The following is a 17,778-nucleotide window of genomic DNA, read 5'->3' as shown; positions in this document are numbered from 1 at the left end:
GACGGTGTGCGGGAGGTACGGAGCACGCCCACGCGCCCGGACGCGCGGCGCAATCGCGAACGCATCCTGGCCGTGGCACTGGTGGAGCTGACGCGGGCCGCGGACACCCCGGTGAGCGTCATCGCGCGGAAGGCCGGCGTCGGCCAGGGCACGTTCTACCGGAACTTCCCGAACCGCGAGGCGCTGGTCCTGGAGGTCTACCGGTACGAGATGCAGCAGGTCGCGGACACGGCCGCCCAGCTCCTCGCGGACCGCCCGGCCGACCGCGCCCTGCGCGAGTGGATGGACCGCCTCGCCCGGTACGCGATGGCCAAGGCCGGTCTCGGCGCGGCCCTGCGCGCGGCGACCAGCGGCCACGGCAGCCTGGCCCAGGTCGGCCACGGCCCGGTGACCGAGGCCATCACGCTCCTCCTGGCGGCGAACGAGGCCGCGGGCACGATCCGCCCCGGCGTCACCCCGGACGACTTCCTCCTCGCGATAGCGGGCCTGTGGCAGCTGGACCCGCACAGCGCCTGGCAGCCCCGCGCTGCCCGCCTCTTCGACCTGGTGACGGCGGGTCTGCGCGCGGGGGCTCCGGAGCGGGGGTGAGGGCGTGGCGGTCGTCAGTCCGTCAGACCGGCCGCCAGGGTGGCGCCCAGTTCCCAGCAGGCCTCCGTGTCGGCCTTGGAGGGTTCGCCCGTCACCTTCACGGCCTCGGCGGCCCGGCGCCAGCCGAGGCCGGTCGTGATCGTTTCGACGGCGCGCACCGCGCCGGTGACGTCGTTGCCGCCGTGGACGTAGTAGCCGAAGGGGCGGCCTCGGGTGGTGTCCAGGCACGGGTAGTAGATCTGGTCGAAGAAGTGCTTGAGCGCGCCGGACATGTAGCCGAGGTTGGCCGGGGTGCCGAGCAGGAGGCCGTCCGCCGCCAGTACGTCGGACGCCGTCGCGGCGAGTGCCGCCCGCCGGACCACGCGTACGCCTTCGATCTCGTCGGTCGTCGCTCCGGCGACGACGGCCTCGAAGAGGGCCTGGCAGTTGGGCGACGGGGTGTGATGCACGATCAGGAGAGTGGGCACAGCATCGAACCCTGCCGTGCCCGTCCCGTCGTCGCAAGCGGGGGCGGCGCGGGAGTGCCGGTGTCAGGAGCGGTGGCCGAAGAACTCGACCTCGGCGACGGCGACCCGGCGGCCCTTGCCGGTGCCGTACGCGGATTCGACCGTCAGCCGAACGCGTACGGTCTGCGAGCCCCGGAGGTCGAATGTCTGCTGGCCCGCCTGGTCCTTGAGGCGGATCGCCTTCGTCCGCTTGGTGCCGTCCTTCGCGGTCAGTTCCGCGACGAGCCGGGCCGGGCGGGCCTGGGTCAGGAACTCGTCCGTGCGCGCGGACGTCCCCGGAAACACCACCATCTTCAGCATCCGGACCGGCGTGTCGAACTCGCACTCCAGGTACTCGCCCGCGGCGTCGCCGGTCTCCTCGGGCGCCCAGTACCGGTTGTTGAACCCGTCGAACGCCGCACCGACGGCGTGCCCCCGCGCCGCGCTGGAGCCGTGGCAGGCGGACGGGGGCATCGACTCGGGCGCGCCCGTCTCCTCCTTGGCCAGGCCGAGCAGCCCCGACAGATGCGGCAGCGCGAACCACACACCGGCCAGGACGAGGAGGAGTGCGATCGGCACCCCGAGGCGCGGGCCGCGCCGGCGCCGGCGGGGGCGCGCTCCGGCCTCGTGGCCCTGCCGGGGCCGCCGCCGGAAGAGCCGGCGCCACCACGGCGGGCGTACGGCGGGGGGCGGCCCCGGATTCAGGAGCAGGGCGCACCGCACGCACAGGGTGCGGTCGGGTGCGTTCTCGGCGCCGCACCCCGGACAGACCACGGGCGCGGTGGCCGAGGCCGTGGCCGCGTCCGGCGGTGGTGGCTGCGGCGCGGTGCCGGGCGTCCAGGCGGTGGGGCCGGGCGGCGGCCCCTCCGGCCTGTCTCCGGGCCGCCGGGGCGCGGCCCCCGCCGGCTGGACGGGGGCGGGAGTCGCGGGCGGTGCGGGGGTACGGGGCGCAGTGCGGTCCGGGTTGCCCTGTGTGCGGTGCTCCGGGCCCGGTCCGCGCTGCGGGGGGACGGCGGGCAGCGGCTGCGGCGGGGCAGGCGCGGGCGTGGGTGCGGGAGGGCCGGGTACCGGGGCGGCTGTCGGCCCAGGTGCTGCGGGCGCGGGTGGCGCGGGCGCGGGTGGACCGGGCTCACTGGGCACGCGCGGCGCGGTCACCTGGGGCACCCCCGCGCCGGGCCCGCGCTGCCCCGGCGCGCCGCGGCCCCCCGCACCCGCCGCGCCCGGCTCCGGCGTCTCCTCCTCGTCCTCCCAGGCCAGAAACGCCTCGCACGACACGCAGAAGGCGCGGCCCGGTTCGTTCCTCGTCCCGCACGACTCGCAGATCAACTCGCCGCACCCCCCGCGCCCCCGGCCGGGGGCAGGATTTCCAGTGTGAAGGCCACATGGGCCGGGACCTCCGTCCCGATCCGCTCCGTCAGCAGCGCCCGGTCCACGGGCCGGCCGGCCGCCTCACGGACCCGGATCGTCACCCGTGGGCGCGGTGAGCCCGGCAGCGCGGTGAGCGGCCCCGTGGACCAGGCGGTCCCGCCGCTCTCCGTGATCTCGGGCTCGGTGCCGGTCACCAGCCGTACCGCGTCCGCGAGCCCGCCGAGCGTCCCGCGCCTGGCGTGCCGGGCCACCGCGCCGCGTACCGTCTCGCGGCGCCGCTCCGGCGTGCTGTCCTCGGGGGACTCGACCGCCACCCACTGGGCGAGCCAGGCCAGGAAGTCGTCGGGGGCGCTGCGCGGGTCGAGGTGGGCGGGGAGGTTGTCGATGGTCAGCAGGACCGGGGCGAGGACGTCGTCGAGCGCGGTGAGGAAGCGGCGGATGAAGTCCTGCTCCACGTATACGGCGGGGAGCCGGTCGATGAGGGGGTGCGGGGTGGGGAGTCCGGGGACGCCGGTGCGCATCGTTCAGGCCCCCCTCACCCGGAGCTGGTGCTCGTAGCTGAAGACCAGCGCGTGCCGGTCGAGGGGGATCTTCGTGGTGGCGTCGGTGCGCTCGCCGGTCAACGGGTCGGCGCGGTAGAGGCGTACATCCTCGACGAGGTCGACGCCGGGCACCCGCTGGAGCACGGCGAACGCCTCGCCGGACTGGACGGGCCGTCCGAAGGGCCAGCCCTGCCCGTTGGGGCCGCCGGACAGGGGGTTGAAGTACCCGTACAGCGCCGCGAGCGCCGCCTCGCGGACGCGTTCGCGGACCGCGCCGGGCTCGGCCTGCACGGTGGCGACGACGGTGACGCCCTGGTAGAACGGCGGCTCGACGACGAGGCGGGCCCCGATGGGGCGGCGCTCGTCCAGGTGCCCGGCGATCAGGCGCAGGGTCTGGGCGGGCGGGATCAGCTCGTCGAACTCGATCCGTCCCTGCTCGTCGCTGCGCCCGGCCGGGACGACGAGGAGCCGTACGCCCTGGGCGGTGTCCCCGCCGTCGTCGCCGTCGTCGCCGGCCCGGATGCAGTGGACGCGGGCGGCGTCCGGGGCGACCTCGCGGGCGAGGAGTTCGTAGTCGTGCGGGACGACGGCCCGGTGCAGGGTGCGCAGGGTCATCGGGCCGCGCACCCGCGCGCTCTCGACGCTCTCCCCGTCCACGCCGCCGAGCGCGGGCCGGCGGTTCTCGACGCGTGCCACGTACGGGAGGGCGCTGCGCAGGATCTTCAGGGTGGAGCGGGCGACGTTGCCGCGCAGCCCGCCGCCCGTGCGGTACGCGCGCACCCGGACGGTGGCGCCCTTGGCCGGTACCGCGCCGTAGTAGCGGATGGAGCCGTCCCGTTCGCGTACGGCGGGGCCGAACTCGACCCGGCCGGAGTTGGGGTCGAGGGTGATGTGCCGGTCCTCGGGGCCGGAGTGCGCGAAGTCGTCCACCCTGGTCCAGCGGGTGTACTCCGGCTCGGGGCCGGCGCCCGCCGGGTCGGCGACCTCGACCACGAAGTCCCCCGGCACGACGGGCGACCGGGCCAGCGTGAACGACTGGCCGGGTACACCCTCCGCCGCGCCGAGGACCTCGTCGGTGATGGTCTCGGCGTGCTCGGCGGCGACGGTGGCGCCGATGGTGAACGCGGTGACGGACCGGAGCACGGGCGGGGCCAGATAGGTGGGGCGGCCCGGTTCGGCCTCGATCAGGCGGCAGCGCAGCCAGCCTCCGGTGCGCCGGACGACGGCGGCCGGGGTGTGGGTCCTCGGCAGGTGGAGGATGAGTTCGCCGGACCGGTTGAAGCCTCCGGTGTCGTCCTTCTCGACCTCGCAGGCCGCCCAGCCGGTGCCGTCCCACGCCTCCCAGATCAGGGGCGGGCGCAGCGGGTCCACGCCGACGCCCTCGACCCGGCAGTCCATCCGCAGGACGACGACTCCGGCCGGGACGGCCGTCGAGAGGCCGACGTAGAGGCAGTCGCCGGGTGCGGGTGTGGCGCCGAAGCAGGCCACGTCGCGTCCGATGGCGAGCTGTTCGGTGCGGTCGACGACCTCCTCGGTGGCCGGCCAGGTCGCGAGGTGGGCGAACGAGCAGGGGACGACGGTCAGTTCGGAGGTGGTGGTGAAGACGACCGCTTCCTCGGTCTCGGTGCGGACGGTGGCCACCTCGGTGCCGGCGCGGACCACGACGGGGTCGGGGCGGGGCGCGGACAGCCGGAAGGTGACGTCGGTGCGTGCGGCGGTCGGCGGGTGCAGCCGCACCCCGATGAGGTCGAGGAAGGTGAGGTAGCTCTTCTCGGGCACCCGGTTCACCCGGTAGACGAGCTGGTCGACCATGGTCGCGAACGCCTCGATCAGTGTGACGCCGGGGTCGGACACATTGTGGTCGGTCCACTCCGGGCAGCGCTGCTGGACGAGTCGCTTGGCCTCGTCCACCAGGCCCTGGAAGCGGCGGTCGTCGAGATGGGGGCTGGGCAGCGTCACGCGCCGGTCTCCTCGTCGTCGGGGCTCGTGTCCGGTCCGTGCTGCGGGATCACATAGAACGGGAAGACGAGGTTGCGGGGGTCGTTGGAGCCGCGCACGGTGTAGCCGATGTCGATGTACAGGACCCCGTCGTCGGCGGCGTCGAAGCGTACGGTGACGTCGGCGACCTCGATCCGGGGTTCCCAGCGTTCCAGCGCGAGCCGCACCTCGTACGCGAGTTGCCCGGCGGTTCCGGCGTCGGCCGGGGCGAAGACGTAGTCGTTGACGGCGCAGCCGAACTCGGGCCGCATGGGCCGCTCGCCGGGCGACGTGGCCAGGATGAGCCGGATCGACTCCTCCAGTTCGCGTTCGCCGCGTACCAGGGCGATGGAGCCGGTGGCGTCGGTGCGCGGCGGGAAGGCCCAGCCGGCTCCGATGAACTGCTCTCCCATGGTGCGTTCAGCCTCCGATCAGCACGGTGGCGCAGCCCGAGACGATCGGTGCGCCGCAGCCGCTCAGGTCCCCGACGCGAGCGGCGGGCCTGCCGCCGATGAAGACGCTCCGGCTGCCGGGCGGCGCGATCACGGACGGCGGGTGGCCGAGCGGGGACGCGCACTGGTGCGTGGTGCCGACGGTGGCCGCCGGTTTGCCGCCGATCAGCACCGAGAGCACGCCGGGCGGCCCCACGGTGCCGGGGTGGCCGGTGGGGTCGGTGACCCGTGCGGCTGCTGCTGACGGCATGCGGTGCGCTCCTCTTCGCTGCGTGGGTGCGGGGTGCGGGGTGCGGGTTTGGGGTGTTCGGGGTGTTGACGGGGTGCGGTGTGCGGTGCGTCAGTTGAGCTGGATCATCGGGGCGTTGACGGAGACCGAGCCTCCGCTCTTCACATCGGTGCGGCGGCTGCCGTCCACGGTGATCTGGCCGCCGTGCAGCTCCATCGCGCCGTCCGTGGAGAGGGCGAGCCTGCCATTGCCGCCGTTCAGGGCGACTCCGTTGCGCGAGGTGAGGGTGACGCGTTCGCCGGTGAGGGTGAGTTCGCCTCGTCCGGCGTCCAGGGCGACGCCCTTGGCCGCCGTGACGGAGACCTGTTCCTCGGCCCGGATGGTGACGCTGCCGTCGCTGTTGATGACGACGGCGGTGCCCCGGCGGTCCAGGTCGATGGTCAGCTTCCCGTCCCCGGTGCGCAGCCGTACGCCCTGCGGGCCGTCGGCCGCGTCCAGCAGCTCCAGCTGGTTGCCGCTCCTGGAGGCGAAGGCGCGCCGGTTGACCGCCCCGGTGGTGGGGTCGACGAGGCCGTCGCCGCCGCCCGCGCCGGGGGCGCCCGGCGTTTCCGCCGTGCCGGGGGTTTCGCCCGGGGTCCCGCCGCCTCCCCCGCCGGGCCGGTCCTTGCCGTTGTAGAGGCCGGCCAGGACGTACGGCCGGTCGAGGTGGCCCTGTTCGAAGCCGACCAGCACCTCGTCCCCGACCTCCGGGATGAACGCCTCGCCGCCGCCCGTCCCGCCGGACTGCGCCGTGCGCGCCCAGTCGCTCGCGTACTCGTCCGACAGCCAGGGGAAACGCACCTTCACCCGCCCCGAGCCCTCCGGGTCCTGGGTGTCCGTGACCGTTCCGCTGACCAGTCCGGACCAGCGCGGACCGCTCCCGGACGCACCCCCGCCGCCCCCGGTGAGCCCGAACAGCGAGCGCTCCTGCTGCCCGGAGACGGTGATCCAGGTCTCGTAGCCGCGTACGGCGTCGAAGACATGGCGCGAGGAGGTGACGGTGTAGCGGCCCTCGAAGGGGGCGCCGACCGCGTTCAGCGCGACCGCGCTGCCCGCCGTGACCGCCGGGTTGCCCCGGATCACGGCCTCCAGTTCCGCGAAGGAGCCGGCGATGCGTTCGGCCAGGGCCTTCGCCGCCTGGTCCACCTGGGCCTGGGTGCCGTACGCGGCGTCGGTGACGACGAACCGCGCCTCGCCGAAGGGGGCGGTCACGTCGGCCGCCGTCACCCCGAGCCGGAGCGTGCCGGACGTACCGGCGGGCGCCTTGCCGACCAGGGGTTCCTTGGCGGCGATGTCCCAGCCGCGCACCTCCACCTCGGAGACCTGTTCGGCCGCCGAGACACCGGCCCGGCAGCGCAGCAGGTTGCTGCCGAGTTCGAGGACGAGCGGGTCGCGGTCGGCGCGGGCGGAGCTGTCCGGCGCCCCGCTCGCCTCGGCGGGCCGGGTGATGTGCAGATGCCCGTCGCGCACGTACGCCTGGGCGCCCGCCTCCTCGGCGAGGCCGCGTACGAACTCCCAGTCGGTGACGTTGGGCTGGGCGATGTGCTCGATGACCGGCCCGGCCACGTCCACGGTGCCGGGCTTGAGGCCGGCGCGCTGGGCGACCTGGCCGCAGATGTCGGAGAGCGTCATGTTCTGGTAGCTGGCGACGCGCCGTCCGCGCAGCAGCCGGTGCGACTCGTCCAGGCCCCGGACCACGGTGAACGTACCGGTCTCGTCCAGCTCGACCTCCAGCGCGGTGACCGCGCCTTCGAGGAGCGGCTTCGGGGCGGTGTCCCCGCCGGTCCGGGCCAGGAGCCGGGCCTCACTGCCGATCTTGAGGCCGGTCTGTTCGAGCAGGACCCGGTCCGGGTCGCGGAAGCGGAGGAGGAAGAGGTCGGGCAGCGTACGGCTGTCGTCCACGTACCCCTCGACCAGGGTGTTCAGGAACTTCGCGGGCAGCGGGCGGCCGTCGAACTCGACCACCAGCGCGCTGGCGACCCCTTGGCGTGTCATCGTCCCGCCCCCCGGCGGCCGGAGTCGTCGAGCCGGCCCAGCTCGTCCGGGGCGGGCAGCAGCAGTTGGGTGCCGGGCGCCAGCCTGATCGGGTCGTCGATCCCGTTGGCCTCGGCGATGATCCGCCAGGCGCCGGCGTCGCCGTACTCCCGGTGCGCCAGCGAGGGCAGCGAGTCCCCGGAGGCGACCCGGTGCACCCGCCGGGCCGCCAGCGCGCCCGAGGTGGGGTTCTGGCCGGGTGTCTCCCCGCTGATCTCCTCCATCGTCACCTGGCACACCGCCCGGATCGGCACGCCCGAGGTGGTGAACAGGGTGTACTTGGCGGCGACCTGGCTCACATAGCCGGGGAAGCCGGTCAGTCCGCCCCAGTGGAACACCACCCAGGGCGGTGAGGAGCGCTGCTGCTGCCGGGTCTCATTCGTCGGTACGCAGCAGGCGAACAGCTGCTCCACCGCCGTGACGACCCGGGTGTCCTGGGTGTCCCCGGCGTCGAAGAACATCTCGACGGTGAGCTTGCTGGGCTGGGAGCCCTGGTACTCGGGCGGGCCCGAACTCTTCGCGCCCTTGGCCGGGGTGCGCTTCCAGGAGGCAGCCTTCGTCAGGCTCAGCTCCTTGGGGTTGAACTGGAAGTCGATCCGCCCGCACGGCCCGCCGGGGGTGAGTCCACCGCCGGTGGGCGGGGTGCGCAGCTCCAGATAGGCGTGCTCCAGCTTGGGCCTGGCCGAGCCGCCCCTGGCCGCGGACGCCGCTCCGGACGTGCCGGCCGCGCTGAAGGCGATGGGTCCCGCGCCGCTCACGCCGCTCAGCCCTCCATCACATAGCCGTGATGGGCGATCTCGATCGTCTCCATCGCGACCTTGGGCGACTCCGGCGTGAACGACGGCCCCGTCCAGCGCACGGGCACGACCTCCAGCAGCCCCCACTGGGCCACCTTGCGGCCGTCGCCGGTGCGCGCCTCGATGTGGGCGGTCTTGCGGCTGAACCCGGTCGTCATGGTGGCGAACCAGCGCGCCACCTTCTCGGTCTCCCGCGTCAGCGGGCGCGACAGCTTCACATTGGAGTACTTCAGCCGGGTCGGGAGCTGCCACACATGTCCGTTGTTGCCGCCCTCCTCGCGGGTCTCCAGGACGACTTCGCAGCCCAGCCCGTCACAGGTGTTGAACGATCCGAGTTCGATGTCGTCGATCGTGACGACGAAGCAGACGCTGACTGCGGGGTCGTCGGGGGCGGGGGCGGTGGCCATGGCGCGTGCCTCTCGATCAGTGACGGGTGTTGATGAGGAAGCCGGAGCGTTCGCGTTCGAGCCTCAGATCGGCCTTGAGGAGCCGGCTGAGGGGTGCGTAGAGCGCGCGGACCAGTTCGTCGGTCACGGGCGGCGCCTGCGGCGACCCCTCGGGGCCCATGGACGAGGCGGTGGTCGCCGCCGGTGGCTGCGCCGCCTCGGACGGCTCCGGTTCCGGTTCCGGTTCGGGCTGCGGTTCGGGCTGCGGGTCGGGCTCGGGCAGTGGCGGGGGTTCCTCGGCGGTCTCGGAGTCCCGCTGGACGACCGGCCGCGAGGTGCCGTCGCGGGGCGCCGACGCGAACACGACGCTCCCGTCCGCCATCCGCTGCGCCACCCCGGCCGCCACGGCGACGGCCCCCGCGGACGGCACGGAGCGCGGGACCCGCGGTCCCCCGCCGGGCCCGGAGGCCGGGTGCGTCTGCCGCTGTACGGGGGTGGGCGCGGGCTGCGACGGTGCTGCGGGCGTGACGGTGGCGCCGCCCGCGCCGCGTGCTCCGCCGGTGTCGGGGGCGGTCCAGCGCACGGCCACGGCGGGCGGCGGACCGTCGGGGGCCGGTACGAAGGGCGACGAGCGGGACGGGTCGCCGCCGAGGCTCCCGCCGCTCTCGGCCGCACGCTGCACAGCGGGTTCGGCGGCGGGGGCCTCCGCGCCGGGTGCGGGGGCGGTACGGAGGGTCAGGGGGCGTGCCCCGAGGAGGGGTGCGGTGGGCCGGGCGGGCTCGGGCGCGGGTGGGAGTGCGGTGGCGCTGCGCTGTACGGGGGCGGTGGGGGTTCTCGTATCGGCCGGGCTCGCGGTGTCTTCCCCGCTGCCCGTGCGGGAAACGTCCTCCGGGGCCGGGCGCTGTGCGAGCGGGGCGTCCCCCAGGAGCGGGGCCACGCTCTCCGGCTCGGCGGGGCCCCGGTCCGGTGCCCCGGACTCCGGGCTCGGGGCGTCGTCCGCCGGCGGCGGCGCGCTGTCGCGCTGCACCTGCGGGGAGGGGGCCGGGGCAGGTGACTGGGCCGCCCGGCGCTGGGCCGTGGGCGGCAGACCGGGCAGCGGCGCGCCGAGACCGCCGGCCCGCCGGGGCGGCATCGGCGGCGGAAGGGGCCGCGCGGGCGTGTCGGCGGCGGTGCGCTGGACGGGGGGCGGGTCCGCGTGGCCGCCGGGCCCCGGAGCCGCCGCTTCCGGCCGGGAGGCGACGGAGCCGGGATCGGGGGTGGCCGACTCCGGCCCGGAGGCGACCGGGTCCGGCGCCGGGCCGGCCGGTTCGGTCGTGGGTACGAGGGGCTGCTCGCCGATCAGCCGGCGTACCGGCATCCCCGCCGGGGCGCCGGTGGGCCCGGCGGAGGTCAGGCTCGGCAGGCCGTCCGCGTACGCCCGCTGGACCACGACCGTACGCACCCCCGCCCGCGCCGCCGGCATCGGCATTTCGACGGCCCGCTGGACCGGCGGCGGTGGCGGGCTCCCCGCCACCGCGTCGGCGACGCCGCCCACCAGGCCGGCCGGGGCTTCCGGGCTCACCAAATGCCCGAGGGGCGTTCCGAGCGCGGTGTCCTGTCGGGTGGTGAGCCCGGCCTCGAATCCGGTCGGGTCGATGAGCAGACGCTGGCCGGTGACGGATCGCTGGACGGGTTCCAGCCGGTTCACGTCGACCCGGTCGCCCCGGTCGGGCCGTGCGCCGTCGCCGTCCGGGGGCGTCGGGGCCGGGGCTCCGGCGGAGCGGCCGCCGCGCAGCCAGGACATCAGCCCCATGGTTCCTCGTCCTCCTCCGTGCTCCTGGCTACTGCCCGTTGAGGCGGGCGACCTGTGCCACGAACTTCAGGCGTTCCGGGTGTTCCAGGTCCAGCAGGTCGTCCAGCGGCCAGTGGAAGTGGTAGGCGAGGTACGCGACCTCCTCGTAGAGCAGGTCGGTCGCGTACGTCACGATTCCCCCAGGCGACCGCCGGCGAGATCCACCGCGAACTCCTCGTCGCAGGACGGACAGGTGACGGCCGCGCGGGTGTGCCCCTCGGCGTTGATCCGGCGGTAGAAGTCCTGGAGGAACGCCAGGTCGGACGCGAACAGGTCCTCGATGACGCCGGGGTGGATGTCCTCGACGGTGCCGATGCGGGTCACCACCCGCGAGATCAGTACGACCGACAGATACGCGGAGTTCTCCCGGACCCGGTCGTCGCGCAGGGGAACCAGTTCGTCCCGCGCGGTCGCGAGACGCATCACCCCGCTGCGGTGCACGGTGCCCGACTCGTCCACGTAACCGCGTGGCAGCTCGAAGGTGAACTCCGTGCGCAGCGGCTCGGACCGTCCCGTTGCGCCGTCCCGTTCCGACGGTGCGGGGAACTGGACCGTACGCCGCATCAGTCGAGCTCCATGCTTTCGTACGTGATCGCCAGCTTCTCCGTGAGCACCGAGGTGTCACCGGCCTTGAGCGTGCCGATCTCCAGCGACTTGGGCCAGGCGTTGATGAGCTTGTAGCGCTTGATGGGCAGGCCCTCGTAGTCGTAGACGATGACCGCGCCGTTGCGGCGGGCGCTCGTCATGCGGCCGAAGCGGGAGTCCTTGATCCATCGTTCGAAGCTGTTGTCCTCGGTCAGACCGCGCGTGACGGTGACCTCGCCGGCCTTGGGGCGGCCGGGCAGCTTCTTGATGGCGTACTTGCCGTCGGCGGTGTTCTGCTTCAGCTCGATGACGTCCTGTTCCATCTTCAGACCGCTGACCTCGGTGATCTGCTTGATGACGACGCTGTCGAATTCGAGACCGAAGGAGTGCCCGACGGAACTGTCGAGATCGGGAAGTGGCACCACAGGCTCCTTACGCCAGGTACGGGAACGGTCCGGTCACCGGGAGGGGGTGGAGGGCGCGGGTCACTCGTCGACGCCGCCGGTGCCGCCGGTCAGCTGGGAGAGGCGGAAGACGACGAACTCCGCCGGTTTGACGGGCGCGACCCCGATCTCGCACACGACCTGTCCCGCGTCCACGCTCTCCGGCGGGTTGGTCTCCCGGTCGCACTTCACATAGAACGCCTCATCCGGGGTCAGTCCGAACAGCGAACCCTTGCGCCACTCGTTGACCAGGAAGGCGGAGACCGTGCGGCGGATACGGGCCCACAGCGCGTCGTCGTTCGGCTCGAAGACGACCCACTGGGTGCCGGCGAGGATCGACTCCTCCAGGTAGTTGAACAGCCGCCGCACGTTGAGGTAGCGCCAGGCCGGGTCGGAGGAGAGGGTGCGGGCGCCCCAGACCCGGATGCCCCGGCCGGGGAATGAGCGGATGCAGTTCAGCCCGATCGGGTTGAGCAGGTCGTGCTCGCCCTTGGTGAGCTGCGTCTGCAACGCCACCGCCCCGCGCACCACCTCGTTGGCCGGTGCCTTGTGCACGCCGCGCGAGTCGTCGTTGCGCGCCCAGATCCCCGCGACATGCCCGCTGGGCGGTACGAGGGTGGCGCGGCCTGACGCCGGGTCGGCGACGCTGATCCACGGGTAGTAGAGCGTGGCGTACTTGGAGTCGAAGTTCGCCCGGTCGGTGCGCCAGGTGCGGATCTGCTGCGGTGAGAGTCCGGGCGGCGGGTCCAGGACGGCGACCCGGTCGCCCATCAGCTCGCAGTGGGCGATGAGCGCCTGCTGTACGGCGACGACCGCCTCCAGGTCCAGCAGGCCGCGTTCGTACGCGCTCATCAGGTCCGGCACGGCGATCATGGTGACGTCGTCCACGGCCTCCAGGCCCCCCAGCCCCGTACGGCTGTCGGCGTCGCCGACGTACACCTCGGGGGCGAGCGTGCCGGCGCCCCCGGCGGCCGGGGCCGCGGGGGCGAGGGTCACCGACTGGGGCTCGGGGCGGGCGGGGGCGGCGCCGCGCCCCGACTCCCGTATCTCGATCAGTTCGGACTGGGCGTTGACACGGGTGGCGACGTTCTCCTTGCTGCGTTTGGTGGTCACGGACGGGTACGTCTCCGCCACCTGGCCGTCGCGCTTGACGACGAGCCGGAACACGTCGGACGGCAGATCGTCGCCCTCGGCCGCAGCGACCTCCACGCTGATCTCGCCGGCCACACCCGGCCGGGGCTTCACGGCGTACGGGCCGACCTGGACCTCGGAGCCGGCCGCCAGTGCGCCGTCCGCTCCCCCGGCCACCGTGTCCGAGCCGTCGCCGATGCGGACGACGTAGCAGATGCCGCCGCCGTTGGCGAAGAAGCCGTAGACGCTCGATGCGAGGTAGGTGCCGTCGACGAAGTCGCCGAAGGTGCTGACGAATTGGCTCCAGTTCGTGATCAGCGTCGGCTCGTCGAACGGGCCGCGCTGGGCGAACCCCACGAAGGCGGCGACCGACGTGCCCACCCCTTCGATCGGCCGGGAACCGGACTCGACCTCTTCGACGTAGACGCCCGGGGACAGGTACGACGGCATATGGGCCTCTCCTTGACGTGCTCCTCGACGTGCTCCTCGACGTGCTTCGCACCCCGTTCCGCCGCCCGCCGCGGGGCCGTTCGCGTGGCCTGCGGGGCCGTTCGCGGGGCTCGCAGGGCCGTTCGCGTGGCCCGCCGTGCGACCGGGGAACTCCGGCGATTCTCGTCACTTCGGCGATCACCGGGAACGGATGGTCGGCCGCCCCGGCGTGCACGGGCCGCTGCCCGATCAGGCAAGTGCGGGGCCCCACGCGCACCGGGGCGCCGTGCCCCCGGCCCTTCCCGCTCAGCCTCGGCGCGTGCCGGGGGCGCGCGGCAGCCTGGCTTTCCATCACGTCCGGGCGGAGCTGTGCTGGGGGGAGGCGCGAGTGAAGGCCGTTCCCGACAAGCCCCCCGCCACCCCGGCTCGCACCGGCACCCCCCGTACGAACGCCGCCCCGGCCCCCACCCCTGCCCCGGAGCCCACCTCGGTTCCGGTTGCGGCTCCGGCTCCCGCGGTTCCGGACCGCCGCAGCGTGCAGCGTTTGCAGCGGGCGGCCGGCAACGCGGCGGTCTCCCGGCTGGTCGCCCAGCGCTACACCGCCCCCGTGAAGCCTCCCCCGGCCAGGGCGCCCGGCTTCCGTAGCGTCCGGGCGGACGTCGCGGCGAAGCAGCAGCGGATGGCGCAGCACCGGCCGGCCGGGGTCGAGTCGAAGGCGTCGCAGGATGCCGCCGTCGCGCCTCCGGACGACAAGGAGGCGCAGGGCAAGGCGGCCAACGCGGAGCGGATGAACGCCGCGAAGCCGGGCGAGTTCGACAAGAAGGCGTTCATCGACGCGGTGAACAAGGCGATCGAGTCCCAGGCGCCGAAGAACCTGGACGAGGCCGACAAGTTCTCCAAGTCCGGCAAGGCGGAGCGGGTCAAGGCAGAGGTCGACGGCAAGGTCACGGACGGCAAGGAGTCGTCGGCCAAGGACATCGACAAGGCGACGAAGGCCCCGCCGGACACCTCCGCCGCCAAGGAGAAGTCCGTCACCCCGCTCACCCCGGACCGGCCTCCCGGCAACCCGGGGGCGCCGTCGGCGGCGGCCGCGATCCCCGAGAAGCAGCCGGCGTCGGTCACCGACTTCTCCGAAGGGCCCGCGCAGAACGACAAGGCCATGGCCGACGCGGAGGTCACCGAGGAGCAGCTCGCCAAGGGCAACGAGCCGGAGTTCAACGAGGCGCTGACCGCGAAGAAGACCGCCGAGACGGACTCCGCGAAGGCCCCGGCGAAGGGGAAGTCCGCCGAGAACCGTCAGCTCTCGGCGGCGAAGGCGGGCGCGGCGGCTTCGGGCGCGGCCGCGATGAACTCGCTGACCGCCACGCGTGCGCGGGCCGGGCAGCAGGTGGACGGCGGCAAGGGCGAGGCGAAGTCGAAGGACGAGAAGAAGCGCGCCGAGGTCACGGCGAAGCTCCAGAAGGTCTACGACGGCACGAAGAAGGACGTCGAGGCGACGCTCTCGGGCCTCGACAAGAAGGTCGACGCCGCGTTCACCTCCGGCGAGAAGGCGGCGCGGGACGCGTTCACCGCGGACCACAAGCGCCGGATGAAGAAGTACAAGGACAAGCGGTACTCCGGCTGGACCGGCAAGGCCCGCTGGGTGAAGGACAAGTTCGCCGGTCTCCCGGAGGAGGCGAACAGCCTCTACCAGGAGGCGCGCAAGCTCTACGTCTCGCGGATGCAGACGGTCATCTCGTCGGTCGCCGACATCATCGGCACCGAGCTGGGCAAGGCGAAGGCGCGGATCGCCAAGGGGCGGGGCGAGCTGAAGGCGGAGGTCGACAAACTCCCCGCCGATCTGCGGCAATTCGGTGAAGAGGCGGCTAAGGACTTCGCCGGCAAATTCGACGACCTGGAAGCAACGGTCAACGAGAAGTCGGACCAGTTGGTCCAGGACCTCGCCCAGAAATACACGGCCGCACTGAACAAGGTCGACGAGGAAATCAAGAAGCTCCAGGAGGCAAACAAGGGACTGATAGACAAGGCGAAGGACGCGATCGTCGGGGCGATCAAGACGATCAACGAGCTGAAGAACCTGCTGCTCGGCATCCTCGCCAAGGCGGCCGGCGCGATCATGAAGATCATCAAGGACCCGATCGGCTTCCTGGGCAACCTGGTATCGGCCGTCGGCGCGGGCCTGAACCTCTTCATCACGAACATCGCCGACCACCTGAAGACCGGCCTTGTGTCCTGGCTGCTCGGCACGGCGGTGAAGGCAGGCCTCGAACTCCCCCAGCGGTTCGACATGAAGGGGATCATCCAGCTCATCGGCTCGCTGCTGGGCCTGACCTGGGCCAACATCCGGGCCCGCGTGACCCGCAAGGGCGTCCCCGACGAGGCGATGACCGCGGTCGAATCCTCGGTCCCGGTCGCCCAGAACATCGCCCGCGAGGGCCCGGCGGGCGCGGTCAAGGAAATCCAGGAAGAGGCGGGCGACCTCAAGTCCACGATCCTGCAAAAGCTGACGACGTACCTGATCCCGACGGTCATCATCGCCGGCATCACCTGGATTCTCTCCCTCCTGAACCCCGCCTCCGCGTTCGTCCGCGCGGTCAAGGGAATCATAGACATCGTCACCTTCGTGGTGAACCAGGGCTCCCAGATCGTCGAATTCGTCAATTCGGTGCTGGACGCGGTAGTAGCCATAGCCAACGGCAGCAAAGCAGGCGTCCCCAAAATGGTGGAAACCGCCCTGGCCGCAAGCATCCCCCTACTGATCGGCTTCCTGGCCTCCCTCCTGGGAATAGGCAGCCTGGCCGCCAAGGTGAGATCCGTCTTCCACGCGGTATCCCGCCCGGTGAATCGAGCGATCGACAAGATCGTGAACTTCATAGCCAAAAAGGGCAAGGCCCTGTGGCGCCGAACAAAGAAGAAGATTCGTGGCGGTGACGACAGCCCCTCCGGAAAGAGAATGCGTCTGGACAAGGGCGTAAGGGCAGCCGTTTCCGCCGTGAATCGCTTTCGTGGGCGCCCCGTGGCCGGCGCGGCCCTGACACCGATCCTGGCCGCCATTCGCAGGCGGTACGGGCTCACCGAACTCAAACCCGTCGAAACGAGCGACAAGTGGTCCGTGCACGCCAAGATCAACCCGGAAAAGACGGCCGAGACCGAAGCGCTGACACAAGGCGAAAAGGAGAGGACGGGAGTCGAAACCCGCCACCCCTCGCGAAACCCGAGCAGAAAGGAACTGGAATCTCGACTGCGTAAAGCAAGCAGAGCCATCGAGCCTGTTCTAATACGTAGCACACGGGATGGAATTTCCGAAGGAAAGCTCAATTCAAAGCTGCAGCAACTGCAGGAGCGCCACCAGCTCTCCCAGCTGTCGCTCGAATCAGGCGGTCAATTCAAGGCCCAGATAAACCCGAGTCTCATCCTCAAAAACCCAAGGGTGAGAATCATAACGGACGCGGAGATGGCGGACATAATGACCCCACTCCTCGACCAGGCAGAAGTTGCCTACCTGAAGCAGATCCTGGCGGACCCGGAGAGACGGAAGAAGATATGGGATGCATCGGAATCCTACATCCGAGGGGACAGGGACGGCTTCGACGGACTCACCCACTTTGAAGCCGCCTGGATTCTCAGGACGGTCAAACCGCCCGAGAAGATATCGAAAGCAGGAGACCCCTACGGGAAATCCTTTCCCCGCGAAAACGTTGCCATCTACCTCCCTAAAGAACAGTTCAAGGACTACAAGGAGGGACGGATCGGTCAGATAGAGGGATCGCTTGGGCGCTACGCGGCATACACGCGCAAGGACGGCCGCCCGGTAGCGAGCATGGCCGATCGACTCGCGAAGAAAGCAGCAGAACTGGGCGACTCTTTCAATGTCTCACCTCAAGACCTCCTTCGCTGCATCCATAGCGGAAATCCTCGGGAATGGACGACCCTTCGCGATAAACTGAAGAAGCGACTGGAAGAATCCCAGTCACAAATAACAAAGACCAAGAGGTCTCAGGTCGAGCTGTTCATACGCGCCATGGACCAAGCAGTCTCGCTGACCCAGGAGGTGGAGAGCGGCCGCAAACGGGGAGTCATCGGGGCAACGGTCGCCCGAAATGCACTGGTACAAGCAGGACTAGCCCAAAGCATGGAATCCGTCATGGGAGCGGACGGAATACTCGCGATTATGACACCCCAGGTCGAATCGGATTCCGAGATTATTAAACATCGACGCCTGGGCGCCGTATTCAACGTTCTGCAACTGGCAGCCAAGCATCGCCCCCAGACTCTGGTTTCGGTTAACGAGCACGACCTGAAGCCGCTCAGCACCGCGATCAAACGCTTACTCGAGGAGGGCTTCAGCGGAACGGTGGAACCTGATAGCATCGCAGCCCGCGAAGAAGATGTGCGGGCACAGTTGATCCTGATGCTGGAAGCGTTCGACGGGTACGGTGGATGGCGTAGCTCCTGACTGTGA

Annotated in this window: 16 protein-coding genes; 2 read left to right on the top strand and 14 right to left on the bottom strand. The window is 71.7% G+C overall.

The features are described from left to right. Positions 1 to 6 precede the first annotated feature (6 nt). Positions 7 to 588 (top strand): TetR/AcrR family transcriptional regulator, encoded by a 582-nt coding sequence (locus tag OG710_RS28685; protein ID WP_330241949.1) that lies wholly within the window; start codon positions 7 to 9, stop codon positions 586 to 588. Positions 589 to 602: 14 nt separating this feature from the next. Here OG710_RS28685 and OG710_RS28680 read toward each other — a convergent pair whose 3' ends face one another. The 14 genes from OG710_RS28680 to OG710_RS28615 form a co-directional block, all read right to left on the bottom strand. Beyond that, on the bottom strand, positions 603 to 1,055 hold the full coding sequence (locus tag OG710_RS28680; protein ID WP_330241948.1) for a flavodoxin family protein: 453 nt from the start codon (positions 1,053 to 1,055) through the stop codon (positions 603 to 605). 63 nt (positions 1,056 to 1,118) lie between these two features. Beyond that, on the bottom strand, positions 1,119 to 1,847 hold the full coding sequence (locus OG710_RS28675; RefSeq protein WP_330241947.1) for an NADase-type glycan-binding domain-containing protein: 729 nt from the start codon (positions 1,845 to 1,847) through the stop codon (positions 1,119 to 1,121). A gap of 548 nt (positions 1,848 to 2,395) precedes the next feature. Beyond that, complete coding sequence (locus OG710_RS28670) at positions 2,396 to 2,962, bottom strand: phage tail protein (protein WP_330241946.1); 567 nt, start codon at positions 2,960 to 2,962, stop codon at positions 2,396 to 2,398. A gap of 3 nt (positions 2,963 to 2,965) precedes the next feature. Then, entirely contained in the window at positions 2,966 to 4,942 is a 1,977-nt protein-coding gene (locus OG710_RS28665; RefSeq protein WP_330241945.1) for a putative baseplate assembly protein, read from the bottom strand. Further along, complete coding sequence (locus tag OG710_RS28660) at positions 4,939 to 5,373, bottom strand: GPW/gp25 family protein (RefSeq protein WP_330241944.1); 435 nt, start codon at positions 5,371 to 5,373, stop codon at positions 4,939 to 4,941. Before OG710_RS28660 ends, OG710_RS28665 begins: the two co-directional genes overlap by 4 nt. A gap of 7 nt (positions 5,374 to 5,380) precedes the next feature. Beyond that, positions 5,381 to 5,662, bottom strand: a complete 282-nt coding sequence (locus OG710_RS28655; protein WP_330241943.1) for a PAAR domain-containing protein — start codon at positions 5,660 to 5,662, stop codon at positions 5,381 to 5,383. 90 nt (positions 5,663 to 5,752) lie between these two features. Then, a complete protein-coding gene (locus tag OG710_RS28650) occupies positions 5,753 to 7,675 on the bottom strand; it encodes a VgrG-related protein (protein WP_330241942.1) in 1,923 nt (640 codons plus the stop codon). After that, positions 7,672 to 8,472 carry a CIS tube protein gene (locus tag OG710_RS28645; protein ID WP_330241941.1) on the bottom strand — a complete coding sequence of 267 codons (801 nt, stop codon included), beginning with the start codon at positions 8,470 to 8,472 and terminating at the stop codon, positions 7,672 to 7,674. The genes OG710_RS28650 and OG710_RS28645 overlap by 4 nt, the downstream gene beginning before the upstream one ends. A gap of 5 nt (positions 8,473 to 8,477) precedes the next feature. Further along, a complete protein-coding gene (locus tag OG710_RS28640) occupies positions 8,478 to 8,918 on the bottom strand; it encodes a phage tail protein (RefSeq protein WP_143616874.1) in 441 nt (146 codons plus the stop codon). Positions 8,919 to 8,934: 16 nt separating this feature from the next. Further along, positions 8,935 to 10,689, bottom strand: coding sequence for a hypothetical protein (locus tag OG710_RS28635; protein WP_330241940.1), 1,755 nt, complete (start codon positions 10,687 to 10,689; stop codon positions 8,935 to 8,937). Between the two features lie 28 nt (positions 10,690 to 10,717). Then, positions 10,718 to 10,861, bottom strand: a complete 144-nt coding sequence (locus tag OG710_RS28630; protein ID WP_330241939.1) for a DUF6760 family protein — start codon at positions 10,859 to 10,861, stop codon at positions 10,718 to 10,720. Continuing rightward, the gene (locus tag OG710_RS28625; protein ID WP_330241938.1) at positions 10,858 to 11,292 is read right to left on the bottom strand and encodes a hypothetical protein; all 435 of its coding nucleotides are present in this window, start codon (positions 11,290 to 11,292) and stop codon (positions 10,858 to 10,860) included. Before OG710_RS28625 ends, OG710_RS28630 begins: the two co-directional genes overlap by 4 nt. After that, positions 11,292 to 11,735, bottom strand: a complete 444-nt coding sequence (locus tag OG710_RS28620; protein WP_143616868.1) for a phage tail protein — start codon at positions 11,733 to 11,735, stop codon at positions 11,292 to 11,294. The genes OG710_RS28625 and OG710_RS28620 overlap by 1 nt, the downstream gene beginning before the upstream one ends. Before the next feature lie 63 nt (positions 11,736 to 11,798). Next, positions 11,799 to 13,337, bottom strand: coding sequence for a phage tail sheath family protein (locus OG710_RS28615; protein ID WP_330241937.1), 1,539 nt, complete (start codon positions 13,335 to 13,337; stop codon positions 11,799 to 11,801). A 367-nt stretch (positions 13,338 to 13,704) separates the two neighbouring features. Between OG710_RS28615 and OG710_RS28610 the strand changes: the two genes are divergently transcribed. Continuing rightward, positions 13,705 to 17,772 carry a phage tail protein gene (locus tag OG710_RS28610; protein ID WP_330241936.1) on the top strand — a complete coding sequence of 1,356 codons (4,068 nt, stop codon included), beginning with the start codon at positions 13,705 to 13,707 and terminating at the stop codon, positions 17,770 to 17,772. Positions 17,773 to 17,778: the final 6 nt, after the last annotated feature.

The organism is Streptomyces sp. NBC_00525, assembly GCF_036346595.1.
Lineage (GTDB): Bacteria > Actinomycetota > Actinomycetes > Streptomycetales > Streptomycetaceae > Streptomyces.
This window is presented reverse-complemented; position numbering and strand designations above follow the sequence as displayed.

Coding starts and splice junctions, on each gene's coding strand:
- OG710_RS28670 (WP_330241946.1), bottom strand. CDS start 2,962: ATGCGCACCGGCGTCCCCGGACTCCCCACCCCGCACCCCCTCATCGAC.
- OG710_RS28660 (WP_330241944.1), bottom strand. CDS start 5,373: ATGGGAGAGCAGTTCATCGGAGCCGGCTGGGCCTTCCCGCCGCGCACC.
- OG710_RS28655 (WP_330241943.1), bottom strand. CDS start 5,662: ATGCCGTCAGCAGCAGCCGCACGGGTCACCGACCCCACCGGCCACCCC.
- OG710_RS28650 (WP_330241942.1), bottom strand. CDS start 7,675: ATGACACGCCAAGGGGTCGCCAGCGCGCTGGTGGTCGAGTTCGACGGC.
- OG710_RS28640 (WP_143616874.1), bottom strand. CDS start 8,918: ATGGCCACCGCCCCCGCCCCCGACGACCCCGCAGTCAGCGTCTGCTTC.
- OG710_RS28635 (WP_330241940.1), bottom strand. CDS start 10,689: ATGGGGCTGATGTCCTGGCTGCGCGGCGGCCGCTCCGCCGGAGCCCCG.
- OG710_RS28625 (WP_330241938.1), bottom strand. CDS start 11,292: ATGCGGCGTACGGTCCAGTTCCCCGCACCGTCGGAACGGGACGGCGCA.
- OG710_RS28615 (WP_330241937.1), bottom strand. CDS start 13,337: ATGCCGTCGTACCTGTCCCCGGGCGTCTACGTCGAAGAGGTCGAGTCC.